Annotated in this window: 27 protein-coding genes and 1 pseudogene; 14 read left to right on the plus strand and 14 right to left on the minus strand. The window is 73.3% G+C overall.

The annotated features are described in order from the left end of the window. Positions 1-72: 72 nt before the first annotated feature. From ACTMS2_RS17210 to ACTMS2_RS17230, 5 genes and pseudogenes are all read right to left on the minus strand, one after another. A pseudogene (locus ACTMS2_RS17210) lies at positions 73-348 on the minus strand (transcriptional regulator); the annotation flags it as partial. Between the two features lie 51 nt (positions 349-399). After that, positions 400-936, minus strand: coding sequence for an RBBP9/YdeN family alpha/beta hydrolase (locus ACTMS2_RS17215; RefSeq protein WP_441176269.1), 537 nt, complete (start codon positions 934-936; stop codon positions 400-402). A 45-nt stretch (positions 937-981) separates the two neighbouring features. After that, positions 982-1,461: an SRPBCC family protein gene (locus ACTMS2_RS17220; RefSeq protein WP_441176270.1), complete on the minus strand. Its 480-nt coding sequence runs from the start codon at positions 1,459-1,461 to the stop codon at positions 982-984. Then, positions 1,458-1,820: a metalloregulator ArsR/SmtB family transcription factor gene (locus tag ACTMS2_RS17225; protein ID WP_441176271.1), complete on the minus strand. Its 363-nt coding sequence runs from the start codon at positions 1,818-1,820 to the stop codon at positions 1,458-1,460. The genes ACTMS2_RS17220 and ACTMS2_RS17225 overlap by 4 nt, the downstream gene beginning before the upstream one ends. Before the next feature lie 98 nt (positions 1,821-1,918). Next, a complete protein-coding gene (locus tag ACTMS2_RS17230; protein WP_441176272.1) occupies positions 1,919-2,794 on the minus strand; it encodes an alpha/beta fold hydrolase in 876 nt (291 codons plus the stop codon). A gap of 329 nt (positions 2,795-3,123) precedes the next feature. Between ACTMS2_RS17230 and ACTMS2_RS17235 the strand changes: the two genes are divergently transcribed. The 4 genes from ACTMS2_RS17235 (at position 3,124) to ACTMS2_RS17250 (ending at position 5,980) form a co-directional block, all read left to right on the plus strand. After that, a complete protein-coding gene (locus ACTMS2_RS17235) occupies positions 3,124-4,266 on the plus strand; it encodes a serine hydrolase domain-containing protein (protein WP_441176273.1) in 1,143 nt (380 codons plus the stop codon). A 43-nt stretch (positions 4,267-4,309) separates the two neighbouring features. Continuing rightward, complete coding sequence (locus ACTMS2_RS17240; protein ID WP_441176274.1) at positions 4,310-4,807, plus strand: DinB family protein; 498 nt, start codon at positions 4,310-4,312, stop codon at positions 4,805-4,807. A gap of 62 nt (positions 4,808-4,869) precedes the next feature. After that, positions 4,870-5,547, plus strand: coding sequence for a DUF1028 domain-containing protein (locus ACTMS2_RS17245; protein ID WP_441176275.1), 678 nt, complete (start codon positions 4,870-4,872; stop codon positions 5,545-5,547). Positions 5,548-5,743: 196 nt separating this feature from the next. Next, on the plus strand, positions 5,744-5,980 hold the full coding sequence (locus tag ACTMS2_RS17250) for a hypothetical protein (protein ID WP_441176276.1): 237 nt from the start codon (positions 5,744-5,746) through the stop codon (positions 5,978-5,980). 61 nt (positions 5,981-6,041) lie between these two features. Here the strand turns inward: ACTMS2_RS17250 and surE are convergent, their stop codons facing one another. Both surE and ACTMS2_RS17260 read right to left on the minus strand, forming a co-directional pair. Then, complete coding sequence (gene surE, locus ACTMS2_RS17255; protein WP_441176277.1) at positions 6,042-6,893, minus strand: 5'/3'-nucleotidase SurE; 852 nt, start codon at positions 6,891-6,893, stop codon at positions 6,042-6,044. After that, complete coding sequence (locus ACTMS2_RS17260; RefSeq protein WP_441176278.1) at positions 6,883-7,833, minus strand: PfkB family carbohydrate kinase; 951 nt, start codon at positions 7,831-7,833, stop codon at positions 6,883-6,885. The genes surE and ACTMS2_RS17260 overlap by 11 nt, the downstream gene beginning before the upstream one ends. Positions 7,834-8,000: 167 nt before the next feature. Between ACTMS2_RS17260 and ACTMS2_RS17265 the strand changes: the two genes are divergently transcribed. Then, positions 8,001-8,468 (plus strand): SRPBCC family protein, encoded by a 468-nt coding sequence (locus ACTMS2_RS17265; protein ID WP_441176279.1) that lies wholly within the window; start codon positions 8,001-8,003, stop codon positions 8,466-8,468. Between the two features lie 170 nt (positions 8,469-8,638). After that, on the plus strand, positions 8,639-9,895 hold the full coding sequence (locus ACTMS2_RS17270; RefSeq protein ID WP_441176280.1) for a PP2C family protein-serine/threonine phosphatase: 1,257 nt from the start codon (positions 8,639-8,641) through the stop codon (positions 9,893-9,895). On the opposite strand, the gene ACTMS2_RS17275 is transcribed toward ACTMS2_RS17270, so the two are convergent. Then, positions 9,896-10,261, minus strand: coding sequence for an STAS domain-containing protein (locus ACTMS2_RS17275; protein ID WP_441176281.1), 366 nt, complete (start codon positions 10,259-10,261; stop codon positions 9,896-9,898). It lies immediately after the preceding gene. A 225-nt stretch (positions 10,262-10,486) separates the two neighbouring features. Here ACTMS2_RS17275 and ACTMS2_RS17280 point away from each other — a divergent pair, with 225 nt between their 5' ends. From ACTMS2_RS17280 to katG, 3 genes are all read left to right on the plus strand, one after another. After that, entirely contained in the window at positions 10,487-10,906 is a 420-nt protein-coding gene (locus ACTMS2_RS17280; protein ID WP_441176282.1) for an ATP-binding protein, read from the plus strand. Between the two features lie 127 nt (positions 10,907-11,033). Continuing rightward, positions 11,034-11,489, plus strand: a complete 456-nt coding sequence (locus ACTMS2_RS17285; RefSeq protein ID WP_441176284.1) for a Fur family transcriptional regulator — start codon at positions 11,034-11,036, stop codon at positions 11,487-11,489. Continuing rightward, on the plus strand, positions 11,486-13,762 hold the full coding sequence (gene katG, locus ACTMS2_RS17290; protein WP_441176285.1) for a catalase/peroxidase HPI: 2,277 nt from the start codon (positions 11,486-11,488) through the stop codon (positions 13,760-13,762). Before ACTMS2_RS17285 ends, katG begins: the two co-directional genes overlap by 4 nt. A gap of 111 nt (positions 13,763-13,873) precedes the next feature. On the opposite strand, the gene ACTMS2_RS17295 is transcribed toward katG, so the two are convergent. Both ACTMS2_RS17295 and ACTMS2_RS17300 read right to left on the minus strand, forming a co-directional pair. Next, on the minus strand, positions 13,874-14,695 hold the full coding sequence (locus tag ACTMS2_RS17295; RefSeq protein ID WP_441176286.1) for a formate/nitrite transporter family protein: 822 nt from the start codon (positions 14,693-14,695) through the stop codon (positions 13,874-13,876). 155 nt (positions 14,696-14,850) lie between these two features. Continuing rightward, a complete protein-coding gene (locus tag ACTMS2_RS17300) occupies positions 14,851-15,426 on the minus strand; it encodes a TetR/AcrR family transcriptional regulator (protein WP_441176287.1) in 576 nt (191 codons plus the stop codon). A 115-nt stretch (positions 15,427-15,541) separates the two neighbouring features. Between ACTMS2_RS17300 and ACTMS2_RS17305 the strand changes: the two genes are divergently transcribed. From ACTMS2_RS17305 to ACTMS2_RS17315, 3 genes are all read left to right on the plus strand, one after another. Further along, a complete protein-coding gene (locus tag ACTMS2_RS17305; protein ID WP_441176288.1) occupies positions 15,542-17,080 on the plus strand; it encodes an MFS transporter in 1,539 nt (512 codons plus the stop codon). Between the two features lie 82 nt (positions 17,081-17,162). After that, complete coding sequence (locus ACTMS2_RS17310; RefSeq protein ID WP_441176289.1) at positions 17,163-18,617, plus strand: GNAT family N-acetyltransferase; 1,455 nt, start codon at positions 17,163-17,165, stop codon at positions 18,615-18,617. Positions 18,618-18,779: 162 nt separating this feature from the next. Further along, positions 18,780-19,220, plus strand: coding sequence for a hypothetical protein (locus ACTMS2_RS17315; RefSeq protein WP_441176290.1), 441 nt, complete (start codon positions 18,780-18,782; stop codon positions 19,218-19,220). Positions 19,221-19,325: 105 nt separating this feature from the next. On the opposite strand, the gene ACTMS2_RS17320 is transcribed toward ACTMS2_RS17315, so the two are convergent. Continuing rightward, positions 19,326-20,072 (minus strand): hypothetical protein, encoded by a 747-nt coding sequence (locus tag ACTMS2_RS17320; RefSeq protein ID WP_441176291.1) that lies wholly within the window; start codon positions 20,070-20,072, stop codon positions 19,326-19,328. Positions 20,073-20,204: 132 nt separating this feature from the next. Here ACTMS2_RS17320 and ACTMS2_RS17325 point away from each other — a divergent pair, with 132 nt between their 5' ends. Both ACTMS2_RS17325 and ACTMS2_RS17330 read left to right on the plus strand, forming a co-directional pair. After that, positions 20,205-20,804, plus strand: a complete 600-nt coding sequence (locus ACTMS2_RS17325; RefSeq protein ID WP_441176292.1) for a TetR family transcriptional regulator — start codon at positions 20,205-20,207, stop codon at positions 20,802-20,804. Next, on the plus strand, positions 20,801-22,429 hold the full coding sequence (locus ACTMS2_RS17330) for an isovaleryl-CoA dehydrogenase (RefSeq protein WP_441176293.1): 1,629 nt from the start codon (positions 20,801-20,803) through the stop codon (positions 22,427-22,429). The genes ACTMS2_RS17325 and ACTMS2_RS17330 overlap by 4 nt, the downstream gene beginning before the upstream one ends. A 22-nt stretch (positions 22,430-22,451) precedes the next feature. Here the strand turns inward: ACTMS2_RS17330 and ACTMS2_RS17335 are convergent, their stop codons facing one another. The 3 genes from ACTMS2_RS17335 to ACTMS2_RS17345 are packed head-to-tail and all read right to left on the minus strand — an operon-like array spanning position 22,452 to position 25,874. Then, positions 22,452-23,090: a DUF3105 domain-containing protein gene (locus ACTMS2_RS17335; protein ID WP_441176294.1), complete on the minus strand. Its 639-nt coding sequence runs from the start codon at positions 23,088-23,090 to the stop codon at positions 22,452-22,454. Beyond that, the gene (locus ACTMS2_RS17340; RefSeq protein ID WP_441176295.1) at positions 23,083-23,652 is read right to left on the minus strand and encodes a flavoprotein; all 570 of its coding nucleotides are present in this window, start codon (positions 23,650-23,652) and stop codon (positions 23,083-23,085) included. The genes ACTMS2_RS17335 and ACTMS2_RS17340 overlap by 8 nt, the downstream gene beginning before the upstream one ends. Then, positions 23,649-25,874 carry a peptidase domain-containing ABC transporter gene (locus ACTMS2_RS17345; RefSeq protein WP_441176296.1) on the minus strand — a complete coding sequence of 742 codons (2,226 nt, stop codon included), beginning with the start codon at positions 25,872-25,874 and terminating at the stop codon, positions 23,649-23,651. Before ACTMS2_RS17345 ends, ACTMS2_RS17340 begins: the two co-directional genes overlap by 4 nt. Positions 25,875-25,889 lie beyond the last annotated feature (15 nt).

Genomic DNA, 25,889 nt, shown 5'->3' on the forward strand with positions numbered 1-25,889 from the left:
CCCATTTTCGATCTTCGACACGCCGAGCGGTCACGCCAGCTCAGGCACCACCGCCGACTTCGACACAGGCCCTAGGGCTGCTCGATCGCAGGCGTCGTCGGGGTGTGCGCGAGCGATGAAGTCCCGCAACGGTTCCGGGTCGCCCTGGTTGGTGAGGGACGCGACGGTCGAGCGGGCGTCGGGCCACAGCGGTGGCCAGGAGGGAAAGGTGGTTCGGCGGGCTCGGGCGGTGGTCCGGGTGAGCCATCCTGCCGCTGCCCTGGTGGGGTCCATGCCGGCAAGGAAACAGGCTTGGCGGTGTAGCAGCACGTTCGGATCCCGTCCGGCTGTGGCACGGTCGGCGAGCACATCGAAGCAGGGCAACCGTGCCAGCAGAACCGGGATGAACAGTGCGGCGCGTCAGTGGATGAGCCGGTCGAGCAGATCGAACCGTTCGTACGGCTGGTTGTAGTCGCCGAAGTGCCCGTCGTCGCGCACGATCTGGGTGCCGCCGAGCCGCTCGAACATGGCTCGCCCCTGTCGGTCGTCGCAGCCGTACGGATCCTCGCGGGAGTTGATGAAGTAGATGTCCCGCACGTGCGACCGGATCGCGGCCCAGTCGTAGCCCTGCTGGAGGACCGGCTCCTTCTCGGTGTTGGGCGGGGTGCAGTAGCCGGCGACCAGGATCGCCTGGGCGACGGTCACGTCCAGGTGTTCCAGGAGCGCGAGCAGGAGGGCCGCGCCGCCGGAATGGCCCACGAGGACCGTGTCCTCGGTGAAGCGGTGCGCGTCCAGCACCTTCGGCAGGAACGTGGCTATCGGCTCGACGTTGATGCCCGGGTGGTGCGGCACCTCGACGGCGTACCCCCGGGCCGCGAGCCGCCCTGCCAGCCAGGGATACCAGCACATGTCCGGGTTGCCGCCGGTCCCGTGGAAGATGATCGCTCTGCGCCCCACCGTGCTCCCTTCACACCGACGTCCTGGTCACACCGCTTGATCCCGCTACCGCTGCGCTTCGAAGTGCTCCTTCATGGCGGGGTAGTAGTCGTCGAAGTCCGGTGCCGGCTGGCCGTCGCGCGAGGCTGCCAAGGCGTCCAGGTAGTACTCCCAGCCCGGTCCGACCTCGCCGACGCCCTCCGTGCCGGTCAGGTGCTGTGTGAACCGAAGCTCGGTCACGCCCGCGCTCTCGACCAGCGTCATGTCCAGGTGCCAGCTGCCGTGCTCGTCCACTGCGGAGACCGCCAGCCGGCGCGGCGGTTCGCACGCGTCGATGGTCATGTCCATCCAGGGCGTGCCCTCCTCGTACGCCATCTGGACCTTGATCGTGCGTCCCGGCGCGGCGTCGCCCTGCCACGGGCCGAACCAGCGTGCCGTGCGTGCCGGATCGGTGAGGCTGGCCCAGACGTCAGCCACGGGAGCGCGGAACGTGCGGGTCAGCACGAGGTCGTCGCCGATCAGTCGGCCGGTGGGTGTCGGGCTCATGCGGTCTCCTTCTGGGATGGGTGCCGCCCGGCGGCCGTCTGCCGCTCGCGGCGGGTGCGGTAGACCTCGGTCTCCAGCGCGTCGAGGCGGTGCTGCCAGCCGGACGGGCGCATCAGCCGTCCCAGCCACCCGGCCAGCTCGTCGAGCGGCGCGGTGACCAGTGTGTAGACCCGCCTGCGTCCGTCGGCCGTGTCGCGGACCAGGCCGGCCTCGCGTAACACGCGCAGGTGACGGCTGACGGCCGGCCGGCTGATCACGAACCGGTCGGCGATCTGGCCGGCCGAGAGCGGCCCGTCGCGCAGCATCAGCAGGATCTCCCGCCGCACCGGATCGGCGATCGCGGCCGCCACCTCGTCCACGCCGGAAGGGTAACCAGGTTGTTACACGTTCCGCAACGCTGATCCGCCGGCCTGGCCCCAGCTCCCGACGGCAGCCCGTGAACCGGTGCGCCAACGGCTCACGTGTTGTCGAGCACGAACGCTCTCATGAGCTGCGCGCACTCCGCCGCGTGCGTCTCCAACAGCAGGTGGCCGCCGTCGTAGATGTGCGCGTCCATGCGTTCGAGGACGCGGTGGTAGGCGAGGACCTCGTCGACGTCGAAGTAGGCGTCGTGTCGTCCCCAGAGCACGAGCGCTGGCGGCTGGTGGGCGCGGTGGTATGCGGCGAGTTCGTCGAAGCGGGCGACGTGGTTGGCGTAGTCGGTGAACAGCGCGAACTGCGCGTCGACGTTGCCGGGTCGGCTCATGCGCTCCCAGTCGAGGTGCCACGACTCGGGAGCGTGCAGGGTGCGCAGGCGCTCGGGCAGCCCGGCCAGGTACTGCTCGCGGGTGCCTTCGAAGGTCAACCAGTCCGGCAGCTCGGCGCGCGTGGCGTCGGTCGGGTCGGCCCAGTAGGCCCTGGCGCTGTCCCACTGCCCGCCGAGGCCGTCGTCGTGCGCGTTGCCACTCTGGACGATGAGGCCGCGGATGCGGGTCGGGGCGCGGGTGGCCAGGTGGTATCCCACCGGCGCGCCGAAGTCGTGCAGGTAGACGAAGAACCGCTCGATCCCGAGCTGGTCGAGAAGGTTCCCGATCGTCCGGGAGAGGTTCTCGAACGTGTAGTCGTAGGTGTCGACGGTCGGCGACGAGGACATCCCGAAGCCGGGCAGGTCCGGCGCGATAACGTGCGCGACGTCGGCGAGTGTGGGCATGACCTCGCGGAACGTGTGCGACGAGCTGGGGAAGCCGTGCAGCAGCAGTACCGCCGGCTGGTCGGGGCGCCCGGCCTCGCGGAAGAACACCTCCAGCCTGTCGACGTCGGCCCGTCGATGGCGGACCTTCCGGATGGCCTGCATCGCGTCCTCCTCCTGGCCTGCCTGGCGAGGTCGGCCGTCGGTACCGGCGGCGGGATCGGTGGGCGGTGCCGGTGGTCACCGCCGCGATCCGACGACGGTGAGGATCAGACGTACGCGGGCCGCCCGGCGCGTACCGCTGTCACCAGCCCATCGTGCCGGAGCCGGAGCGACGTCGTCCGGTGACCTCGACATTCCTGTCCGGATCTGCCGGACGGTGTCAGGGGCCGTGCGGTCGCCGCGCAGCAGGTAACGTGCGGATCGCCGGGGTGAGGGGGCAACAGGTGACGACTGGTGGTTTCTCGCCGAAACGGCTGGTTCGGGTCCGAGAGTTGATCGAGCGTCTCGTCGCCTCCGGCTTCGTCCCGGGTGTGGTGGCTGTCCTCGCCCGCCACGGCGAGGTGCACATCGAGACGACGGGCGATCTCGCGTTCGAGGGCGCGGGGTCGACAACGCCGATGGCGGGCGACACGATCTGTCGCCTGGGCTCGATGACGAAGCCGATCGTCGCCGCGTGTGCGATGACGCTCGTCGAGGACTGCACCCTCCGCCTCGACGACCCGGTCGACGACCTCCTCCCGGAACTGGCGGACATGACCGTGCTCACCGACCCGCACGGGCCGCTGGAGGACACCGTCGCGGCGAAGCGCGCGATGACGCTGCGGGACCTGCTGGCCGGCACCCTCGGCACCGGCATGGTCCCTGCCGAGCCGGGAACGGTTCCGATCGCCGACGCACTGGACACCCTCGGCGAGCCGCCGCCGGACGAGTGGATCCGCCGGCTCGGCGCGCTTCCACTCATCCACCAGCCGGGTGAGCGCTGGATGTACGACACCGCCGCCAAGGTGACGGGCGTGCTCATCGCCCGGGCCACCGGCATGTCCTTCGGGGACGCCCTGCGCGAGCGGATCTGCGGTCCGCTCGGAATGAAGGACACCGCCTTCAGCGTGCGCGCCGAGGACATCGGCCGGCTGGCGACGGCGTACGAACGCGACAACGCCGACACGGGCGAGCCGGTCGTCGAAGACACCCCCGACGGGCGGTGGAGTCGGCCGCCGGCGTTCGAGTCGGGCGGCGGCGGGCTCGTCTCGACCGCAGACGACTTTCTCGCGTTCGCCTCGGCCCTGCTCGCGGGCGGCACCCGTCGCGGCGAACGGGTGCTCTCGCGGCCGTCGGTGACCCTGATGACCACCGACCACCTGACGCCGGCGCAGAAGGCGGTCTCCGGTTTCTGGCCCGGATACTTCGACAGCATCGGCTGGGGTCTCGGGATGTCGGTGCGCACCCGCCGCACGCACCTCGGCCCATCGGTCGGCGCCTACGGGTGGCCCGGCTTCTACGGCACCGCCTGGTACAACGATCCCGCCGAGGATCTGTCGGCGATCTTCATGATGCAGCGGGCGCACGCCGGCGACCAGCGGTTGCCGATGTGGCTCGACCTCTGGACCGCCGTCTACCAGGCGATCGACGACTGACCGCAGGGGCGGAGACCGGGTCACGGTCTGGGATGCTCTGCCCATGCCTTCCTACCCGCCCACCTTCGACGACCGGGTCGTCGCGCAACCGGCCCGCGCCCAGTTCGAGGCGTTCCTCGACGAGCACCGTGGCGCGCTCAACGGCTGCCTGGACGGGCTGACCGAGGAACAGGCGCGTCGCTCGTTGGTGGCCTCCCGGACCACACTGCTCGGTCTCGTGAAGCACGCGACCTTCGTGGAGAAGGTCTGGTTCGACGAAGCCGTCACGGGCCGCTCGCGCGCGGAGATCGGTATCCCGGCGAGGTCGGAGGATTCGTTCATCCTCGATGACGACGACACGATCGCCAGCGTCCGGCACGCGCACCGCGAAGCCTGCGCGGCATCACGCCGTGCGACGTCGTCCCTGGGCCTGGACGACATCCTCCACGGGCACCGGCGGGGCCCGCTTCCGCTGCGCTGGGTGTATCTCCACGTGCTGCGCGAGCTCGCCCAGCACTGCGGGCACGCCGACATCCTTCGCGAGCAGCTCAGCAACGAGTAGCGCGCCGACGTCCGCTGACGACGCTCCCGCATGGCGGGCGTCCGGCCGGGTAACTGCCGATCATGACCTTTTCGATCGCGGCGCGGTGTCCGCGTACCGGCCAGCTCGGGGTGGGCGCCCTGACCGCCGGCCCCGCGGTCGGCAAGCTCGTCGCACACGTCAACTGCTCCGGTGGCGCGGTGGCGACCCAGGCCACCCACAACCCCTTCCTGGCGTACGACGGCCTGCCGCTGCTCGCCGAGGGCCGCTCGCCGCAGGACGTCCTGACCGAACTGCTGGCCCGCGACCCGGGTCGGGAGGTGCGGCAGGTCGGCATGGTCGACCGTCAGGGGCGCTCGTACGCCTTCACCGGCTCCCGTGCGCGGGAGTGGGCGGGGCACCACACCGGGCCGGGTTACGCGGCGCAGGGCAACCGCCTGGTGGGCCCGGCGACCCTTGCGGAGATCGTCCGGGTGTTCGAGGACAGCCGGGAACTGGACCTGGCGGAGCGGCTCGTGCTGGCCATCGAGGCGGGCGAGGAGGCCGGCGGCGACCGGCACGGCGCACGATCCGCGACCGTGACGGTGATCAGCGACCAGCCGTACCCACTGTGGGACGTGCGGGTCGACGACGCCGACCATCCGGCGCGGGAACTGCGGCGGCTGCACTGCCTCTTCCAGGATCAGGTGCTGCCGATGATCCAGCAGTTGCCCACCCGCGACGACCCCATGGGCGAGGCCGCGCGGCAGGAACTCGGGTAGCGACAACGTGCGCGGGCGCCGACTCGGGACGACGCAGGGGCAGGCTCGGTCGGGGCACATGATCGCGCGCCACGCGGTCACCGGCCGGGGAACGCGAGCCGGTGACCGCGCAGCCGACCTGATGGCCGGGCGGCGGTGTGTCGGCCACGCCTCGGGGTAGCGATGAGGAAGGAAGCCGGATCCCGAGGAGGACGAGATGACCGATCCCAGGTACGTACCGGTCGGGTTGGCGGCCGCCGGCAGGTTGACCGAGGACGACAGCGACGGCGCCACCTCCGGCGGAGAGATCGTCGGCGCGGACGACGTGGCCGCCGACGCCGCCCGCGCCGGGGCCGACGTGGACCTGTCCGGGGCCAGCCGCGACAGCGACGGCGTCCCGACCGGCGCGGCCGACGCCGAGGCCGACCGCGACCGCGCCACCGGCGGAGTCTGACCCGACGAGACATGGCCCCGCCCCGCCGGCCACCGGCGGGGCGGGGCGCTGCCGGGACGGATCAGCCGACGACCGGGCCGCCGGCCTGCGCCGTCGGTATCCGCACGTCGGGCAGGTCGCCCAGGGCCCGCACGGCGGTGACGGCGGCGTAGCCGTCGGCCAGCCAGGCCAGGTCGGTGCCGGGGACGTGGCGGGCGCCGTTCCCCTCGATGACCGTACGGACGTAGTCGTGGCCGCTCTCGACGATGGCGACCTGCACCTGCCCGAACGGGGCGAGGGTGGCCTGGCGCAGCCCAGCGACCTGCCCGGCCGGCAGGTCGGGCACGTTGAGGTTCAGCACCGTGCCGGGGTCCGCGTCGATCAGCCAGGGCAGCAGGTCCCCGGCCAGCCCGGCGGCGGTGGACCAGTGGCGGGCCTCGTCGTCGACGGTGTCCAGCACGTCGATCGCCGCGCCCGCGCTGCCCGCGCTCGCCGTCGCCGGCGACAGCACGTCCAGCGACACGGCCAACGCCCGGGCGCCGCCGTTGCCGGCGGTCAACGCCGCGCCCACGGTGCCCGAGTGCAGGATCGCGTGTCCCGCGTTCGCGCCCCGGTTGATGCCCGAGAGCACCAGCTGTGGAGGCGGCCCGAACACACCGAGCCCGGCCAGGATGGCGATGTAGCCGGGCGAGGCCGCCACGCCGTACGCCGGCACCTCGGGCAGCCCGGTCAGCTCCGTGCGCGTGAACATCACCCGCCCGTCGTCGGTGACCGCGGACAGGGCCGCGCTCATCCCGCTCGCCTCGGACTGCGGCGCGGCGACCACCACGTCGAGGCCGCGTTCGTACGCGGCGCGGGCGAGCCAGCGGATGCCGGGGGCGAGCACGCCGTCGTCGTTGGTCACCAGGACACGCGCCGGCCGGTCACCCGTCATCGGAGCCCCCCGACGCGTCCTCCAGCGACGTCAGCCGCACCCGCCCGGCGAGTTCCCGTACGGCCTCCGCCCGGCCGGTGCCCAGTCCGTGCCGGGTGACGTTGAGCGCCCCGGCCGCGGCGCCGATGCGGATGGCCTCCCGCAGGTCGCCGCCACGGGCGAGCACCGCGGCGACGCCGGCGGTCATCGAGTCACCGGCGCCCCGGTGGTCGGCCAGCTCCAACGGCGGGGCGTGCACCTGTAGCGCCGTACCGTCGTCGAGCAGGGCCAGAGCCGGCTCCCCGGCCCGGCTGATCAGCACCGATTTCGCGCCCCGCTGTTGCAGGCGCCGGCCGGCGTCGCGCAGGGACTCGACGCTGTCGTCGTCCGCGTAGCCGTCGTCCATCAGCTCCTCGTGGCTGACCTTGAGCACGGCGACCCCGCCCTCCAGCACCGCAGCCAGGTGAGGGCCGGAGAGGTCCGCCACGACGGTGCCGCCGTTGGCGCTCAGGTCGGCGGCCAGGCGCCGGTAGATGTCCGGGTCGACCACGTCCGGGTCGGCCGGGCCGCTGAGGACGCTCACCGGCGCGCGCAGTCCCTCGGTCAGCGTCACCGTGTACAGCTCGTCGATGTCGTGGCGGACCATCGGCGCACCCGGGTCCTCGGCGATCTCCGCCCGCGAGCCGTCGCGCCGGTCGTGCACGTACCAGCCCGTCCCCGACTGCCGGTTCACCACGCGTACCGTCACGTCCTCGTCGACGAGCAGCTTGCGCAGCGCGTCGCCGACCTCGCCGCCGACGGCCACGCACAGCGTGACCGGCGTGCCGAGGGCCGCGATCATGCGGGTCTGCCACACCCCCTGCCCGCCGGGGTGCAGGTGCAGCTCGACGGCGTCGGCCTGCTGCTCGATGGTCACGGTCAAGAGCGGCGCGGGCGCGAACACCATCACCTGTTCATCCATCGCCACCTACTGCCCCTCGGCGGCCCGGCCATGCACGCCTTCTGCGGGGCAGGTGGGTCCCGGGCGCCGCCCGTGTCGGGAACGGGCCCACGACTCCGTCCTGGCGGGTGACGGGGCCGCTCCACGGAGACGAACGGGATGTCGGTGTGCGGTCCTAGGATCGGGTCATGGGAAGGACCGACCGCGCCAGCCGGCTGATCGCGGCGCCACCGGTGACCGTCTACGGCGCCCTGCTCGACCGGGAGGCGCTGGAGGCGTGGCTGCCCCCGGCCGGCATGCGCGGGCGCATCGAGCGGTGGGACCCCCGGCCAGGCGGCGGCTTCCGGATGGTCCTCACCTACCTCGACGCCGCCGACAGTCCCGGCAAGACGTCAGCCGGAACGGATGTCGTCGAGGTCGGGTTCGCCGCCCTGGTGCCGCCGGAGCGCGTGGTGCAGCGGGCCGTCTTCGAGGCAGACGACCCCTCGTACGCCGGCACCATGACGATGACGTGGCATCTCGCCGCCGCCGGTGCGGGGACGGGGGTGACCGTCACCGCCACGGACGTGCCGCCCGGCATCGACCAGGCGGACCACGAAACCGGGATCGCCTCCTCGCTGGCCAACCTGGCGGCGTACGTCGAGGCGGCCGACTGAGCCGGGCGGCCGTGCCGCCACCGGCGCGGGACGGATCTCCAGTCGAGGGGCGGACCCGTGGGTCCAGGCCCCTCCGCGGGCACGGGATCGGGACCCGGTCCGGGCTGGCGATGCCCGCTGTGACGATCCTCGTGCTCGGCGTCGGCCGATCGGTCTCGTAGGCTCGGGCAGTGGGAAGCGACCGGGGGCACTACGTGATCAACATGCTGGAAGCGGCGGAGAACGCCTCGCCGGTCGACGCGGTCGGGGCGGTCACCCGGGAACTCGGCGCGGCGCTGGGGGCCCGTACCGTCGCGTTCCTGATCGCGGACCTCAGCGGCCGCGCGCTGGTCCGGTTGGCCCACATGCCATTCGACGACGCCGGTGCGGGACGCCGGCACGACGCCGAGGTCGCCACGGTGCTGCCCTTCGACGGTGGCCCCGTCGAGCAGGCGCTCCGCACCCAGGAGGTGCGGGTCGTCGCGCAGCCGGACGGGTGGACGGTGCTGGCGCCGGTGACCGACCGTGGTGAGGCGATCGGCCTGCTCGAGATGGTCCTGCCGGACGAGCCCGGGCCGCGGGGGTTGGCGGAGATCGCCCGCGCGGCGCACGTGTTGGCGTTCGTGGTGATCGCCAACCGGCGGCACACCGATCTCTTCGAGTGGGGGCAGCGCACGACCCCGTTCACCCTGTCCGGGGAGATCCAGCGTCGTCTGCTGCCCGGGTCGTTCACGTGCGAGGGCAGCGCGTTCACCCTGTCCGGCTGGCTCGAACCCGCCGCCAGCATCGGCGGGGACACCTTCGACTACAGCCTCGCCCGGGACGTGCTGCACTTCAGCGTCACCGACGCGATGGGCCACGGGGTGGCGAGCGCGCTGACGGCGACCCTGGGGGTGGGCAGCCTGCGCAACAGCCGTCGCCGGGGGGTCGGCCTGGTGGAGCAGGCCGACGCCGCCAACGCCGACGTGGCGGGGCACGCCGCCGTGCCCGGCAGTTTTGTCACCGCGGTCCTCGGCCGCCTCGACCTGCGTACCGGGGTGTGCGCGCTGCTCAACGCCGGGCACGTGCCGCCGCTGCTGGTACGCGCCGGAGACGCTCGCCCGCTGTCGCTGCCGGCCAACTTCCCGCTGGGCATGTTCGAGGGCGTCGAATACCAGGCCGGCGAGGTCACGCTGCGGGCGGGCGACCGCCTGGTCGTCATAACCGACGGCATGCGGGAGCGCAACGCGGCCGACCTGGACCTGGCGGCCATGTTGCGGTCGATCACCGACCTGCACCCGCGCGAGGCCGCCCGGGCGCTGGCCGATGCCGTGCTCGAAGTCAGCGGACCGACGCTGGCCGATGACGCCACCCTGTTCGTCCTCGACTGGCACGACGGGCACGGCGAGGAGCGGAACACCCGCGCCGGCGCCGACCAGGCGCGCGCCAGCGCCGCGCTGCCGGACTGACTACCGGGCCGCCGTGTCGTCCGTGGGCGGCACGGCGGCCTCGGCGGCCTGCACCGTGTCGTAGACCTGGATGGCGCGATCCACGGACGTGACCGTCAGGACGCTGCGCACGGCTGGCTGCACCGCAGCGAGGCACAACCGGCCGCCGACCTCCCGCAGGGCCTTGAAGTTCACCACGAGTGCGCCGAGCGCGCTGGAGTCCATGAACCCGACCTCGGCCAGATCCACCACCACCTGGCGGTCGCCGCCGTCGACCAGCCGTCGCAGGCCCTCGCGCAGCTGCGGGGACGTCGCCATGTCCAGCTCGCCGCGCACCTCGAGCACGGTGCAACCCCGCCCCGGCCGGACCGTCAACTGCACACCCACAACGACCTCCCACGCCGAATGATCTCCGCTCACCATATTCCGCCGACGGACGAACCGCCGAGGGCCGGCTACGCCCCGGCACGGTGCCCCGCCCGCCGAGCGCGTGGTCCCGGCGGTTTCCCCCCGGTAGCGCAGGGTAGGGGTGATCACAACCGGAGCGTCCCGCCTCAGCGTGTGGCACAGTAATCCGGCGCGGTCACCCACGGGCCGAGGAGGAACTGCGCGATGCGCATTGCCATGACGCTGTCACTGCCGCGTCAACCATCCTCGGTGACCCGCGCCCGGCACGTGCTCACCACCCTGCTGAGCCTCACCGACGCCGACGAGGAGGTCCGTGGCTACCTCGCCGTGCTGATCACCGAGGCCTGCGCCAACGCGGTGCTGCACGCCGAATCGGACAGCGCCGTCGACGTCACCATCACGATCGACGACGATGTCTGCCGGCTCGAGGTCGGCAACCGCGGCAGCACCCCCGACGGCGTCGGACTCGGTGCCGAACTCCCCGCCCCGCTGACCGTCGGTGGCCGTGGACTGCCCCTGATCGCCGCACTCGCCGACGGGGCGGACTTCGTTCCCGGGCCACCGGACCGGGTGCTGCTGCGCATCACCAAACACCTCACCGGCGTACGGGCGCCGGCCCGCTGACACGTCCGCCGGGCCGCGTCCTCGGCGACCACCCGGCTCGGCGACCACCCGGAACCGCTCGGTTACCGTGCGGATTCGGCCGAAGCAAAACCTGATTCATTCCAGAAGAGTCGACTATATTCATCGCGTGGCGTCCGACTTCGAGGCTCGGCTGCGGGCGGTCTCGCTGCGCGTGACCCGGCCTCGACTGGCGGTGCTCGCAGCGCTGCGCGACCATCCGCACGTCGACACCGACACGGTGATCGCGCTGGTACGGGTGACCCAGCCCACGGTGTCCCACCAGGCGATCTACGACGTGTTGCGCGCGCTCACCGACGCCGGCCTCGTGCGGCGCATCCAGCCCGCCGGGGCGACCGCCCGCTACGAGTGCCGGGTGGGCGACAACCACCACCATGTCGTGTGCCGTTCCTGCGGCGCGATCGCCGACGTCGACTGCGCTGTCGGCCGTACCCCCTGTCTCACCGCCTCCGACGACCACGGCTTCACGGTCGACGAGGCGGAGGTCGTCTTCTGGGGCACCTGCCCCGGGTGTGCGGCCGAACGCACCTCCCAGTGGTCCGCCAGTTCGGAAGGAAGTAGATGAGCGACATGCAGGACAACGCTCCCTCCAGCGCACAGGGCGTGGACAAGAAGGAGGCGGCCGGCTGCCCGGTCGCGCACGACTCCGTGACCGCGCACGGCAGCGAGAGCGAGAACCCGGCGATCGACTCGCCGACGCCGAAGACCGGCGGTCGTCCGCGTACCAACCGGGACTGGTGGCCCAACCAGATCGACCTGTCGGTGCTGCACGCCCACTCGTCCAAGGCCAGCCCGCTGGGGGAGGACTTCAGCTACGCCAAGGAGTTCGCCAAGCTCGACGTCGAGGCGCTCAAGCGGGACATCGTCGAGGTCCTCACCACCTCGCAGGACTGGTGGCCGGCCGACTTCGGCCACTACGGCGGCCTGATGATCCGGATGAGCTGGCACGCGGCGGGCACCTACCGCATCCACGACGGCCGCGGCGGCGCCGGCGACGGCGGGCAGCGGTTCGCCCCGCTCAACAGCTGGCCGGACAACGCCAACCTCGACAAGGCCCGCCGACTGCTGTGGCCGGTGAAGCAGAAGTACGGCCAGAAGATCTCGTGGGCCGACCTGCTCGTGCTCGCCGGCAACGTCGCCCTGGAGTCGATGGGCTTCAAGACCTTCGGCTTCGCCTTCGGCCGGGAGGATGTCTGGGAGCCCGAGGAGATCTTCTGGGGCCCGGAGGACACCTGGCTCGGCGACGAGCGCTACGTCTCCGAGAAGGAGATGGCGCCGGAGGTCGGGGCGACCGAGATGGGTCTGATCTACGTCAACCCGGAGGGCCCGAACGGCAACGCCGACCCGCTCGCGGCGGCCCACTTCATCCGCGAGACCTTCGCCCGGATGGCCATGAACGACGAGGAGACCGTCGCCCTCATCGCCGGTGGCCACACCTTCGGCAAGACCCACGGCGCCGGCGTCGCCGACGACCACGTGGGCCCCGAACCCGAGGGTGCCCCGCTGGAGGCGCAGGGCCTGGGCTGGCTGAGCACCTACGGCAGCGGCAAGGGCGCGGACACGATCACCAGCGGTCTCGAGGTGACGTGGACCGACGTGCCGACGCAGTGGAGCAACCGGTTCTTCGAGATCCTCTTCGGCTACGAGTGGGAGCTGACCACGAGCCCCGGCGGCGCGAAGCAGTGGGTCGCCAAGGACGCCGAGGCGATCATCCCGGACGCCCACGACCCGTCGAAGAAGCACAAGCCGACGATGCTCACGACCGACCTGTCGCTGCGCGTCGACCCGGCGTACGAGAAGATCTCGCGCCGTTTCCTGGAGCACCCCGACGAGTTCGCGCTGGCGTTCGCCAAGGCCTGGTACAAGCTGCTGCACCGCGACATGGGTCCGGTCAGCCGCTTCCTCGGGCCGTGGGTGCCGGAGCCCCAGCTGTGGCAGGACCCGGTGCCGGCCGTCGACCACGAGCTGGTCGGTGACGCCGACGTCGCCGCCCTCAAGGCGAAGGTCCTGGAGTCCGGCCTGACGACCGCCCAGCTCGTCTCCACCGCCTGGGCCTCGGCCGCCAGCTTCCGCTCCACGGACAAGCGCGGTGGCGCCAACGGCGCGCGGATCCGCCTGGAGCCGCAGCGCAGCTGGGAGGTCAACCAGCCCGAGCAGCTCGCGACGGTCCTGGAGGCCCTGGAGGGCATCCGGCGGGAGTTCAACGCCAGTGGCGGGGCGAAGATCTCGCTCGCGGACCTGATCGTGCTGGCCGGCTCCGCGGCCGTCGAGAAGGCGGCGCGCGACGCCGGCGTCGACGTCACCGTGCCGTTCCACCCGGGCCGCACCGACGCCAGCCTTGAGCAGACCGACGTCGAGTCCTTCCGGGTCCTCGAACCGCGCGCCGACGGGTTCCGCAACTACCTGCGGGCGGGCGAGAAGACCCAGCCGGAGGTGCTGCTGCTCGACCGGGCGTACATGCTCAACCTGACCGCGCCGGAGATGACCGTCCTCGTCGGCGGCCTGCGCTCGCTCGGGGCCAACGTCGGCGGCAGCCGCCACGGCGTCCTCACCGACAAGCCCGGCGTGCTCACCAACGACTTCTTCGCCAACCTGCTCTCCCCGGGCACGCGGTGGAAGGCGTCGCAGTCCGACGAGCACGTCTACGAGATCCGGGACCTGGCCACCGACGAGGTGAAGTGGACCGCCACCGCGGTCGACCTCGTCTTCGGCTCCAACTCCCAGCTGCGGGCCCTCGCGGAGGTCTACGCCAGCCAGGACGCGCGCGAGAAGTTCGTCGCCGACTTCGTGGCGGCCTGGACGAAGGTCATGGAACTCGACCGGTTCGACCTCGCCTGACCCGTGCCACGTGACGAGCCCCGGTCGATCGCACACTCGACCGGGGCTCGCCCGCGTTCCGGGCGGTTCCGCACGTTCTCCCCGCGTCCCGCCGGCATGCGGTGCCTACGGTCAGCGGTTGCGGGCGCGTTCCCGGGCGAGTTCTTGCGGCACCCGGGCCATGCGGAGGAAGGCCACCAGACCCACCCCGCCGACGATGTTGCCCAGCACCGACCAGCCGAGGGCGCCGAGCCAGTCCAGGTAGCCGAACGGTGCCCGGCCGGCGGTGAGCGCGGCGAACATCAGGATCGAGTCGAGCACGCTGTGGAAGAGTTCCCCGCCGGCGAGCAGCGCGCCGAAGAGCAGCGCCGGCACCAGCCGTACGCCGAGGCTCTCGGTGGAGTGCTGCATCCGGGTCATCAGGGTGATCACCAGACCGGCGAGCACCGCCAGGGTGAACGAGTGCAGGTTCACGCCCAGCGCGGCGAAGTGGGTGCCGGACGAGGTGGCGGTCTCCCGCAGCCCGGGCAACGCGCGGGTGATCAACCACGCCACCAGCCAGCCGCCCAGCAGGTTGCCGGCCAGCGTGACGGCCCAGAGTCGGCCCAGGGCGGCGAGTGAGTTCCGGCGGGCGGCCACGGCCGTCACCGGCACCAGGAAGTTCTCGGTGAACAGCTCGCTGCGGGCCAGCAGCAGGGCCACGAACCCGATGCCGAACGCGAGCCCCGCGAGCAGCTTCTGCCCGGTGGCGTCCAGGACCAGCAGGTACGCCAGCACCCCGGTGCCCACGTCGATCCCGCCGAGCAGGCCGGTGACGATCAGCGCCGGCCAGGGCCGGGCGAGCCGGACGTCGCCCTCCTCGACCAGCCGGTCGAACGCCTGCGCCACCTCGGGCTCGGGGTCGGCGCGCGCGGCACCGGCCCGGCCGTCGGGAACGTCGCGACGCTGGCTCACCGCCCCCGTCTGCCCGTTCCCGCACCGGCTACTCCTGTCGGGGCGGGTCACGCCCGGCAGGGCCGGGCTGAGGGCCGCCCGGCCACTCGCCGCCGGGCGGCCGGGAGATCCCGGCCCTGACGCGTCGGGCGGCCGAAGGCGGCTTCGGCGTCCGCTCAGGCCGGGCCGACGAGGGGGCCCTCGTCGGTCGACAGCCGGATGAGCAGTTCCCGCAGGCGCCTCGCCTCGTCCGGGTCCGTACCGCCGCCGTAGAGGCCGGCGACGGCGGCGCCGTCCGCGGCCAGGGTGATCAGCCGCGCGCGGTCCGGGTCGAGGCCGTCGGCCTCCAGGGCCTCGTTCCAGCGCCGGTTGTCCTCCTGGAGGAGTTCGGCCACGCCCGGTACGCCGGCCAGCGAGGCGGCCAGGATGACGTGCTCCGGCACGGTCGACCCGTCGCCCAGCCCGTCGAGGGTCGCTCGGACGTAGCCGCGCACCAGCCGGCCCCGGGCATGGTCGCGGGGGTCGACGGCGGCGTGCACGGCGGCGGTGAACTGCTCCGCCAGGTCGCGGGCCAGCTCCAACAGGAGCTGTTCGCGGCTGCGGAAGTGGTGCAGCAAGCCGCCCTTGGAGACCCCGGCCGTGCGGGCGATGAGATCCAGGCTGACGCCGGCGCCGTGTACGACGACGGCGCGGGCGGCGGCGTCCAGCACCACCCGGCGGGTCCTGGCGGTGTCGCGCTCGCGAGCCGGCATGCCGTGTCCTTTCGCTCTGGCGCCTTCCGAAGCGCCGTGGAGGTGTCGGGCGCATCACCACCCTAGCCGACCAATCGGCTTGCACAGCCGACCATTTGGTCCGTAGCGTGGCGGCATGAGCAACGCGGACCTGGCCTCCGAGCCCACCGGCGCGACCGCCGGCGGACGCGCCGGAGTACGGCAGTGGGCAGCCCTGGCCGCGTTGACCCTGGCCGTCACGCTGCTGGCCGTCGACGGCACCGTGCTGGCGCTGGCCGTGCCCGCGCTGGTCGCGGAGTTGCAGCCCACCGCCACCCAGCTGCTCTGGATCGGCGACGCCTACTCCTTCGCGCTGGCCGGCCTGCTGATCAGCATGGGCACCCTGGCCGATCGCATCGGACGCAGGCGGCTGTTGCTGATCGGCGTCGCCGGCTTCGGCGCCGCGTCGCTGCTGGCGGCCTTCGCCCCCAGCGCCGGCTGGCTGATCGCCGCCCGGGTCCTGCTCGGCGTGGCCGGCGCGACGCTCATGCCCTCGACGCTGTCGATCGTCCGCAACATCTTCACGGACGCGCGTCAGCGCACCCGCGCCATCGCCGTCTGGTCGGCCGGGGCCTCCGGCGGCGCGGCACTCGGCCCCCTGGTCGGCGGAGCGCTGCTGGAGCACTACTGGTGGGGCTCCGTCTTCGTGATCAACGTCCCGATCATGCTGCTGGTGCTGATCGGCGTCGCCGCACTGGTGCCCGAGTCGCGCGATCCGCGCCCCGGGCGCTTCGACCTGGTCAGCGCCCTGCTGTCCGTGGCGGCGATCGTCGCGCTGGTCTGGGCCGTCAAGCACACCGCCAAGGCCGGCGTCGACCCGGTCGGTGTCGGCGCGGCCGTGGCCGGCCTCGTCGGCGGGGTGCTGTTCGTGCGCCGCCAGCGCCGCCTGTCGGCGCCGCTCGTGGACGTCTCGCTCTTCGCCCGCCCGGTCTTCACCGGTACGGTCGTCGCCAGCCTGATCGCCATCTTCGCCTTCAGCGGCCTGCTCTTCTTCTTCTCCCAGTACCTGCAACTCGTCCGCGGCTACTCGCCGCTGGAGGCGGGCCTGCGCGAGCTGCCGCTGACGCTGGCGTCCATCGCGGTCGTGGCCATCGCCGCCGCCGTCCTCGCCCGCCTGGGCGTGGGACGCGCCCTCGCCGTCGCGCTGCTGACGGCGGGCGCCGGCATGGCCGTGCTGACGGTCGGCGAGGGCTACGCCAGCTACGCGCCGCTGGCGCTGGGCCTGGTCGTCATCGGCCTGGGCGTCGGCCTCGCCTTCACCGCCGCCACCGACGCCGTGCTCGGCGCGGTGCCGAAGGACCGGGCGGGCTCCGCCTCGGCCATCTCCGAGATGGCGTACGAACTGGGCGTCGCCCTGGGCATCGCGCTGCTCGGCACCCTGCACACCGTCCTCTACCGCTCGGCCCTGCCCGACCTGTCGACGCTGTCCGGGCCGAGCCGCGACGCGGTGCACGAGTCGCTGGCCACCGCGGGCCGGGCCCTGGCCGGCGACGGGCAGCAGGGCGCCCCGATCCTGGCCGCCGCCCGGGGAGCCTTCGTCCACGCCATGCAGACGACCTCCCTCATCGCCGCCGTCCTGCTGGTCGCGGCCGGCGTGATCGCCTGGAAGCTCGTGCCGTCGCCCCGCCGGCCGTAGCGCGCCGCGTGGGGCCGGCGTCGCGCGGAGCGGCGCGACAAACCGGGTCGCCACCGGGACGCCGCATCGACAGACTGTGTCGATGCGCGACGTGCGGGTACGGCCGACCTCCCATGAACGGCACATCGACGAGGCCGCCCGGATCTGGGCGGAGGCGACCGCGGCCCGCGACGGCGACACCGAGGTCGCGCCGCTCCGCCTCGCCCGCCCCCTGATCCAGGCGGTGCTCGACGGCACACCCCGCTCGCTCCTGCTGGTGGCCCTCGACGCCGGTCGGGTCGTCGGTTTCGCGGCGGTCGAGCCCGTGCCGGCGGACGGCTCGACCGCCGAGATCCGGTACCTCGGCGTGGACCCCGCCGCCTGGGGTCGGGGCGTCGGCCGGCAGCTGCTGCGGGCCACCCCCGCCCACCTCGCGGCGGCGGGTTTCGCCCGTGCCGAGCTGGGCGTCTACGTCGACAACCCGCGGGCGGTGAGCCTGTACGAGGCCGCCGGCTGGCTGCCCCACGGCGAGGCCGTCCCGCACCCGCGCAGCGGTCGCCTCGAACAGCGCTACCGACTCGACTGGGACGACTCCCGCCAGGACGTGGGCGACACGACCCCGCCACCGCCGGCGACCGACCTGAGGCAGGCCCACGACGTCGCCCACGCGATCGCCGCCGCGGCCCTGGGTCGCGACCCCGGCCCGATGACCACGGCCGACAGCCTCTCGCACCACGTCTACCTCGGCGCCGACGTCGTCGTGAAGATCATCGGCGCCGCGGGCCACTCGCGACTGAAGCGGGAGATCGCCCTCGCGCCCCACCTGCCCGCCGGCATCACCGCGCCGCTGCTCGACAGCGGGCTGCACGAGCTGGCGACCGGCGAGGTCCGCTACGCCTGCTACACCCGCGTGCCGGGGGTGACCCCGGGCATGGGCCTGCCCGGTGTGGACGAGGCGACCGCGCGCCGGTTGGCGGAGGACGCCGTCCAGCGGCTGCACCGGTTGCACGGCTGGACGCCCGGGGCCGACGCCCGGCGGACGCTGGGGGAGACGCTGGACCATGGCGGGTTCGTCAGCCGCGACGCCCTTCTCGCCGAGGTGGAGAAGCTCGCCGCCCTGGACCGGGACGGCATCGTCGCCCGCCGGGTGCTCGACGGTGTGACGGCGATGGCGCAGGACGCGCCGTCGCGGGCGCGCGCGGACGTGCCGGTGCACGCGGACTGCCACTGGGGTAACTGGCTGGCCCGCGACCGGCGCGTCACGGCGCTGCTGGACTTCGAGTGGGCGCGTCTCGGTGAGCCGATGGACGACTGGTTCTTCCTGATCCGGTTCAGCGGCCCGCACCGGGAGGCCGTCCTCGACGTCGTCGCCGGCGCGACGGAGACGCCCCCGACGACCCTGCGCCAGGAGTGCGCGGTGCGTGAGGCGAGCTATCTCGCCTCGGACCTCCGGGTCGCGCTGCAACGCCCGGACACCTCCGCGCGGATGGTCGCCGAGAACGTCCGTGACCTCGAGGAACTCGTCGTCGACCGCCCCTGGTGGCGCGACGCCGGTTGACGCTTGCCGCGTACGACAGGACGGTCGTCGGACGGGTGGCTTCGGCCTCGGCGGGCGGTGACGTCCGCCGGCCGTGGCACGGGCAGGGGCACCGCCGGAGGCCGTGTCGTGCGATCATGATCCACAACAGACGACAGTCGACTGTGGATGGGCTTGGTGATCATGAAGAGACTGTTCTCGACCGTGATGGCGCTGGTGACCGTCGCGTCGGTCATGGTGATCGGCGCGCCCGCCGCTCAGGCCGCCGGCTCCTGCTCGGGCACGATCATCTACAGCCAGCTGCAGTCCTCGGGCCTCGGCGAGCTGGTGATCTACTACAACAGCAGCAACGGGGGCACCAACAGCGCGTGCTTCTACCACCGTGGCGCGGCCTACGGGAGGTCGGCGCCCACCTTCGTGCAGATCTACCGCTGCGCCGAGCGGTCGGGCGAGGGCGCGCACTGCACCCGCTCGGGCAGCGCGGACACCGACTCGGGTGACTTCAGCTACCACGCCGGCCCGGTCGGCGTCACCGGCGTGGCGTCCTACTGCGTCGAGGCGGTCGGCTACATCGGGTGGGCGGGCGAGCGCCACCAGATCTACAGCCGACGGCAGGGCTGCTGACCGCAGCTCATCGGGCCGCGTACCGGCCGCCACCGACAGGGGCACCTCCCGGAGACGGGGGTGCCCCTGTCGCCGTTCGTGACAGTTCCGCGTGGCGGCCGTGCCCTAGTCGCGCTCGCCCCACCGGTCGGCGTGGGGGAGGGCGAGCAGCCGTACGAGGTGGCACAGCTCGCCGGACGCGTCGCGGTCCCGTAGCACGGGCGGCGCGTGCCGTAGCACCCACATCGACAGCGCGAGGCACGGCGTGTCCTCCTCGTCGCGCCAGCTCGACCAGGGCAGGCGGTCGCCAAGCAGGTCGAACATCCACTCGTCGACCGCCGCGACCAGCCGCCGCCGCGCCGTCGGGTCGGCCAGCAGTTGCGACCAGGTGTTCAGCCACGGGGCGAGTTGCCCGGTCACCTCCACGACGAAGGCCAGGGCCTCGTGGGCGGGCACCTTCGCCCCGGGGTCCACCAGGGTGTGCTGCCACCAGGCGTCCAGGAACTCCTTTACCGCGTCGCGTTGCGCGGCGGGCCAGTCCAGCCAGCGACCCATCACGAACAGGCGGGACAGGGGGTCCATCCCGGAGTGCGGCTCCACCTCACCCGCCGCGAGGCGCCGGGTCACCGGGGGCAGGATGCGGCGCAGCAGCGGCCCCGGGTAGCGCCAGTCCGTGGTCCAGTACGTGCGGCGCAGCAGATCCTCGTCGAGCGGCGCGTCGGGGGTCTTGAGCAGTGCCAGTTCCTCGGCGCTGCCCCAGTGGCACTCGCAGTTGGACTCCCGCCGGTGGGCGGTCATGCCCCGGAAGGCGGCGGCCACGCCCGCCAGCGCCGCGTCCAGGCGGCGGTTCACGTCGATCGGATCAGGGGTCACGGCGGGACCGCCTTCGAGGACTCCGGGGCGTACGCCTGCCGAAGAGAGTGATCCTAGACCGCGTCGCGGGCGGTCCTGCGCCGGCCAGGGGCACCTTGCCGCCAAGGAGTGAACGATGGTTCAATCCTTGGCGTGGTCTACCGGAGCACCGAGCGCGTGCAGGCTCGGCTGAGCGCGTCCCGGCAGCGGATCATCGCCGCCGCGCTGGAGATCATGGCCGAGCACGGGTACGCCGGCTGCTCCGTCGCTGCCGTCGCCGAGCGGGCGGGGATGGCGACCGGCAGCGTCTACCGGCACTTCCCCACCAAGGCCGACCTGGTAGCCGAGGTGTTCCGCACGGCCTCGCAGCGCGAGGTCGACGCGGTGGCGCGTGCGGCGGCGCGGGAGGACACCGTCGCCGAGCGGGTCACCGCCGTCATCGAGACGTTCTCCGGCCGGGCGCTGCGGTCCCCCCGGTTGGCGTACGCCCTGCTCGCCGAGCCGGCCGACCCGGCGGTCGACGCCGAGCGGCTCGTCTTCCGCCGCGCGTACGCCGAGCTGATCGCCGGCCACGTCGCGCAGGGGGTGGCGAACGGCGAGCTTCCCCCGCAGGATCCCGAGCTGACGGCCACCGCGCTCGTCGGCGCCCTGGCCGAGGCCATGGTCGGCCCCCTGGCCGCCGGGGTCGCCGGGCCGCGCACCATCGCACACCTGATCACGTTCCTCCACCGCGCGCTGGGAGTGTCGCCGTGACGACGCACGAGGTCTTCAACCAGGTTCCGCCGCTGGTCGGTCACGACGCGGCCGACGACCCGGCCCTGCTCGACGCGCTCGACCGCGAGGGTGCCGGCTGGGCCGCCGCCGAGCTGCACGAGCTGGGCCGCCTCGGCGGCGGCGAGCAGGCCATCGAGCAGGGGCGGCTGGCCAACGAGCACCCGCCGGTGCTGCGTACCCACGACCGGCACGGCAACCGCGTCGACGAGGTGGAGTTCCACCCCGCCTGGCACGAGCTGATGCGCACGGCGGTCACGCACGGCCTGCACGCCGCACCGTGGGCGGACGAGCGGCCCGGCGCGCACGTGGCGCGGGCGGCCAAGTTCTACACCTGGCGTCCCGACGCCGGGCACGGCTGCCCGATCTCGATGACCTACGCGGCCGTGCCGGCGCTGCGGCATGCCCCGGAACTGGCCGCGCGCTACGAGCCGCTGCTCACCGCCACGTCGTACGACTTCGGGCTGCGTGCGCCGCTGGCCAAGCGGGGACTGCTGGCCGGCATGTCGATGACCGAGAAGCAGGGCGGCTCGGACGTACGCGCCAACACCACCACCGCCCGCCCCGAGCCGGACGGCACCTACCGCCTGCTCGGGCACAAGTGGTTCACGTCCGCGCCGATGTGCGACGTCTTCCTCACCCTCGCCCAGGCGCCGGGCGGGCTCACCTGCTTCCTCGTGCCGCGCGTCCTGCCCGACGGCACGCGCAACCCCATGCGGCTGATGCGCCTCAAGGACAAGCTCGGCAACCGTTCCAACGCCTCCGCCGAGGTCGAGTACGAGCACGCGGTCGCCTGGCGGGTCGGCGACGAGGGCCGTGGCGTACGCACCATCATCGACATGGTCAACCTCACCCGGCTGGACTGCGTCATCGGCGCGGCGGCCGGGATGCGCCAGGGCGTGATCACCGCCGCCCACCACGCCGCCCACCGGCAGGCCTTCGGCCGGTACCTCGTCGAGGCGCCCCTGATGCGCAACGTGCTCGCCGACCTCGCGGTCGAGAGCGAGGCCGCCACCGTCCTGATGATGCGGCTCGCCGGGGCCACCGACCGGTCCGCGCGCGGCGACGCCGCCGAGACCGCGTTCAAGCGCCTCGCCCTCGCCGTCGGCAAGTACTGGGTCTGCAAGCGCTGGCCGGCGCACGCCGCCGAGGCCCTCGAATGCCTGGGCGGCAACGGCTACGTCGAGGAGTCGGGCATGCCCCGGCTGTTCCGCGAGTCCCCGCTGAACTCGATCTGGGAGGGCTCCGGCAACGTCGCCGCGCTGGACGTGCTGCGCGCCCTCGCCAGGGAACCCGAGGTCATGGCGGCGTTCCAGGCCGAGGTCACCGCCGCGGCCGGCGCCGACGCCCGGCTCGACGCCGCCGTACGCCGGGTGCGGGCCGAACTGGCCGACCCCGACGACGTCGAGCTGCGGGCCCGCCGCGTCGTCGAGCGCCTCGCCCTGGTCCTGCAGGGCGCGCTGCTGGTGCGCCACGGCCACCCCGCCGTCGCCGACGCCTTCTGCGCCTCGCGGCTCGACGGCGACCACGGCCAGGCGTACGGCACGCTGCCCCGTGGCGTCGACCTCGCCGCGATCATCTCCCGCGCGGTGCCCAAGGTGGGCTGACCGGCCGCGGCGCCGGCCGCCGTCACGCCCCCTCCGGTTCGGGCGAGTCGGTCGCCGGGTGGGCGGCGAGGAAGCGCTCGATGACGGCGCCGCTGACCGACCCGCACAACAGGCGGTAGCCGGCGGTGGCGCCCCAGCGGCTGATGCCGACGCGACGCCCCGGCGGGAACCGGCCGTAGGAGGCGTCCCACGGCGCGGCGACGAACTTCGCGGTCCGCTCGTCGGCCCCGAGCCGGGCAGCCAGGCCGCGCAGGGCCTCCACCTGGGACGCCGGCAGGTCGGCCGAGTACCACACCACCGTGTAGCCGTGCTCCAGGTTGTGCACCAGCACCTCCACCGGGGGCCGGTCGCCGGTCAGGTAGAACCGGCGCAGCGGCGCGGGCAGTTCGTAGTGCGGCCCCGACGACGGCGGCACGGTCAGGTAGGCGACGCGGGCGCCCCGCCCGACGTGGACGCCCTTGCCCGACACCGGGTCCGTCAGCTCCGGATCGCAGCCGGCCGCCGCCTCGGGCACCCCGAACGACGCGATCGGCGGGGGCGGAGCCAGCCGCTGCCGCGCGATCGGCGCCGCCACCCAGCCGGCCAGGCCGACGCCCAGCAGCGCCATCAGCCCCGCCACCCACCGCGTCGCCCGCGCCTCCCGGTCGATCGCGTCAGGCATCGGAGGCCGCCGAGGCCAGGTGGGCCACCGTCCACTCCAGCACGGTCTCGATGCCGGGTACCCCGATGCCCGTGGCCGTGCCGGAGCTGAGCGCGAGGACCCGCGAGGGCGGTACGACGCCGTGCCCGTCCGCGCGTAGCTGCGCCACGTTGCGCTGGACGGCGGGCTTCTCCCACATCCGTACGTTCATCGCGGGGACGAACACCACGGGCGCGGCGGAGGCCAGCACGCACGCGGTGACCAGGTTGTCGGCCATGCCCGCCGCCGCCTTGGCCAGGGTGTTGGCCGTGGCGGGCAGTACGAGCACCAGCTGCGCCCATTCGGTCAGGTCCAGGTGGGGGACCCCCGGCTGCCCCTGGGCCTCCTCGACGGTCACCGGGTGGCCGGTGATCGCCGCGAGCGCCGTCGGGGTCACGAACGTCGCGGCGGCCCCGGTCATCACCACCCGCACCTCGAGGTGGAGCGCGTGCCTCATCGCCAGCAACGACTGCGGCAGCGACATGGCGCCGCTGGATCCGCAGACGGCGACGAGGACCCGCTCGAACGGCAACGTGACGCTCATCGGTGACTCCCTCCGGTGACGACCGGCTCGTGTTCCACGGGTGCTCCGGTGCTGTCGCGTACGACCTCGGTGGCGGCGGCGTCGTCGGCGGCCTGGCCGTCGAGCTGCGCGCGGACCAGCGCCGCGTACCTGCCGCCGAGCGCCAGCAGCTCGTCGTGACTGCCGCGCTCGGCGACCGTGCCGCCGTCGAGCACGAGGATCTCGTCGGCGTGGCGCACCGTGCTCAGCCGGTGCGCGATGACGATCTGGGTGCAGCGCAGGGCCGCCACGGCCTGGCTCACCCGGCGTTCGGTGGCCACGTCCAGGTGGCTGGTGGCCTCGTCGAGCAGCAGGACCACCGGCTCCCCGGCGAGCGCCCGCGCGATGGAGAGGCGTTGCCGCTGCCCGCCGGAGAGCGCCTGGCCCCGCTCGGCCACCCGGGTGTCGTAGCGCAGCGGCATGGCCTCGACGTCGGCGTCGATGGCGGCCAGCCGGGCGACCCGCCGCACGTCCGCCATCGGCAGGTCCGGCCGGGCGAGGGCGATGTTGCGCCGGATCGAGTCGCGGAACAGGTAGCTCTCCTGGAACACCACGCCGAACTGGCGGCGCAGCGCGTCCGGGGCGATCCGCTCCAGCGGCACCCCGTCGAGGAGGATCTGGCCGCCGCTGGGCCGGTAGAGCCCGGTCAGCAGCATCGCCAGGGTGCTCTTGCCGCTGCCGGAGGCGCCGACGACCGCCACCGTCCGGCCCGGCTGCACGGTGAACGAGACGTCCCGCAGCACGTACGGGCCCGTGCCGTCGTAGCGGAAGCTGAGCCCGCGCACCTCGACCTTGCCGCGCAGCGTCGGCGACAGCAGCCGCGACGGGTCCTCGATCTCGGGCCGGGCGGAGAACACGTCGCGCAGCCGCTGCACGGTCGAGGCGACCGACTGGAGCACCTGCGCGCTGGCGACCAGCGAGCCCAGCGGGGCGATCACGGCCAGGGCCAGCATCTGCAGGCCCATCGCGTCGCCCAGGCTCATGCCGTCGGCGAAGATGCGGTACATGCCCAGCCAGAGCAGGGCCAGCGGTCCCACGAGCCGTACGGTCGCCGCCACGTTGTCGACGGTCGACGACAGCCGGCTGCGCGCGCGGTCCACCGCGAGCGCCGCCGAGTAGCGGCCCAGCCAGTGGTCGTACACCTGCTTCTCGGCGCCCATCGACTTGATGGTGGCGATGCCCGACAGCGCCTCGATGAGCACGCTCTCGGCCTCCGCCTGCACGGTGAGCTGGCGGTGGTTCAGCCGCAGCAGGCGGCGGTTGACGGCCGCGACCGCGCAGACCTGGATCAGGCCGATCCCCAGCGCCACCACGGCGAACCCGGTGTCGGCGGCGAAGAGCACCGCGAGGTAGCCGAGCACCAGCGCGCCGTCGATGGCGGCGGTCAGCACCTGGGTCGTCACGATCTCGCGCAGCAGCACGCTGCTCGCCAGCCGCTGCATCAGGTCGCCGCTGGAGCGCTGCTGGAAGAAGCGGAACGGCAGGCTCATCAGGTGGGCGAACAGCCGGGTCATCAGCTCCCGGTCCACCCGCGACTGGAGGTTCACCAGCAGCATCGAGCGCAGGTGCGCCAGCCCGAACTGGGTCAGGGCCAGGGCCAGCACCGCCAGGCCGAGGTAGGGCAGCAGCCCGGTCTCCCGCGCCGGCAGGATCGCGTCGAGGGCCGTCGACATGGCCAGCGGCAGGGCGAGGCCGAGCAGTTGCAGGGCGACGGAGACCGACAGCACGGTCCCCAGCGCGGGCAGGAACCCCCGCGCGAGCCGGTAACCCCGGCGCAGCCACGGCGTACGGGCTGCCCCGGCGCGTCCGGTCGGGCCGGGCGCCGTCGCGCGGCCGGTGAAGACCAGCACGGTGCCGGTGAGGAACTCGGCGGCCTCGGCGAACGGGACCGTCCTGCGCCCGAGGGCGGGGTCCACCATCGAGAACCCGTGCCGGGTGCGGCGCTCCACCACGACGAAGTGCGAGCCCTCCCAGTGCGCGATCAGCGGCATCGGCAGCGACGCGAGGTCCTCCGGGGTCGCCCGGTAGGCGCTGGCGCGCAGCCCCAGCTCCCTCGCCGCGTCCAGCAGGGCCAGCGCGCTGACCCCGTCGCGGCCCACCCCTAGGCGTTCGCGGCACCCGGCGAGCGAGGCGCGTACGCCCGCGTGGCGCAGGACCATCGCGAGGCAGGCGGCGCCGCAGTCGGTGTCGGTCATCTGCAACACGACGGGCACCCGGCC

It is taken from the genome of Micromonospora sp. SD12, assembly GCF_052068495.1.
GTDB classification, from domain to species: Bacteria; Actinomycetota; Actinomycetes; order Mycobacteriales; family Micromonosporaceae; genus Micromonospora; species Micromonospora echinofusca.

What these genes read in the sequence shown, in the direction of transcription:
- ACTMS2_RS17220 (WP_441176270.1), bottom strand. Translation starts at nt 1,461, where the DNA reads ATGAGCCCGACACCCACCGGCCGACTGATCGGCGACGACCTCGTGCTG.
- ACTMS2_RS17230 (WP_441176272.1), bottom strand. Translation starts at nt 2,794, where the DNA reads ATGCAGGCCATCCGGAAGGTCCGCCATCGACGGGCCGACGTCGACAGG.
- ACTMS2_RS17240 (WP_441176274.1), top strand. Translation starts at nt 4,310, where the DNA reads ATGCCTTCCTACCCGCCCACCTTCGACGACCGGGTCGTCGCGCAACCG.
- ACTMS2_RS17245 (WP_441176275.1), top strand. Translation starts at nt 4,870, where the DNA reads ATGACCTTTTCGATCGCGGCGCGGTGTCCGCGTACCGGCCAGCTCGGG.
- ACTMS2_RS17250 (WP_441176276.1), top strand. Translation starts at nt 5,744, where the DNA reads ATGACCGATCCCAGGTACGTACCGGTCGGGTTGGCGGCCGCCGGCAGG.
- surE (WP_441176277.1), bottom strand. Translation starts at nt 6,893, where the DNA reads ATGACGGGTGACCGGCCGGCGCGTGTCCTGGTGACCAACGACGACGGC.
- ACTMS2_RS17260 (WP_441176278.1), bottom strand. Translation starts at nt 7,833, where the DNA reads ATGGATGAACAGGTGATGGTGTTCGCGCCCGCGCCGCTCTTGACCGTG.
- ACTMS2_RS17265 (WP_441176279.1), top strand. Translation starts at nt 8,001, where the DNA reads ATGGGAAGGACCGACCGCGCCAGCCGGCTGATCGCGGCGCCACCGGTG.
- ACTMS2_RS17280 (WP_441176282.1), top strand. Translation starts at nt 10,487, where the DNA reads ATGCGCATTGCCATGACGCTGTCACTGCCGCGTCAACCATCCTCGGTG.
- katG (WP_441176285.1), top strand. Translation starts at nt 11,486, where the DNA reads ATGAGCGACATGCAGGACAACGCTCCCTCCAGCGCACAGGGCGTGGAC.
- ACTMS2_RS17300 (WP_441176287.1), bottom strand. Translation starts at nt 15,426, where the DNA reads ATGCCGGCTCGCGAGCGCGACACCGCCAGGACCCGCCGGGTGGTGCTG.
- ACTMS2_RS17305 (WP_441176288.1), top strand. Translation starts at nt 15,542, where the DNA reads ATGAGCAACGCGGACCTGGCCTCCGAGCCCACCGGCGCGACCGCCGGC.
- ACTMS2_RS17310 (WP_441176289.1), top strand. Translation starts at nt 17,163, where the DNA reads ATGCGCGACGTGCGGGTACGGCCGACCTCCCATGAACGGCACATCGAC.
- ACTMS2_RS17315 (WP_441176290.1), top strand. Translation starts at nt 18,780, where the DNA reads ATGAAGAGACTGTTCTCGACCGTGATGGCGCTGGTGACCGTCGCGTCG.
- ACTMS2_RS17335 (WP_441176294.1), bottom strand. Translation starts at nt 23,090, where the DNA reads ATGCCTGACGCGATCGACCGGGAGGCGCGGGCGACGCGGTGGGTGGCG.
- ACTMS2_RS17340 (WP_441176295.1), bottom strand. Translation starts at nt 23,652, where the DNA reads ATGAGCGTCACGTTGCCGTTCGAGCGGGTCCTCGTCGCCGTCTGCGGA.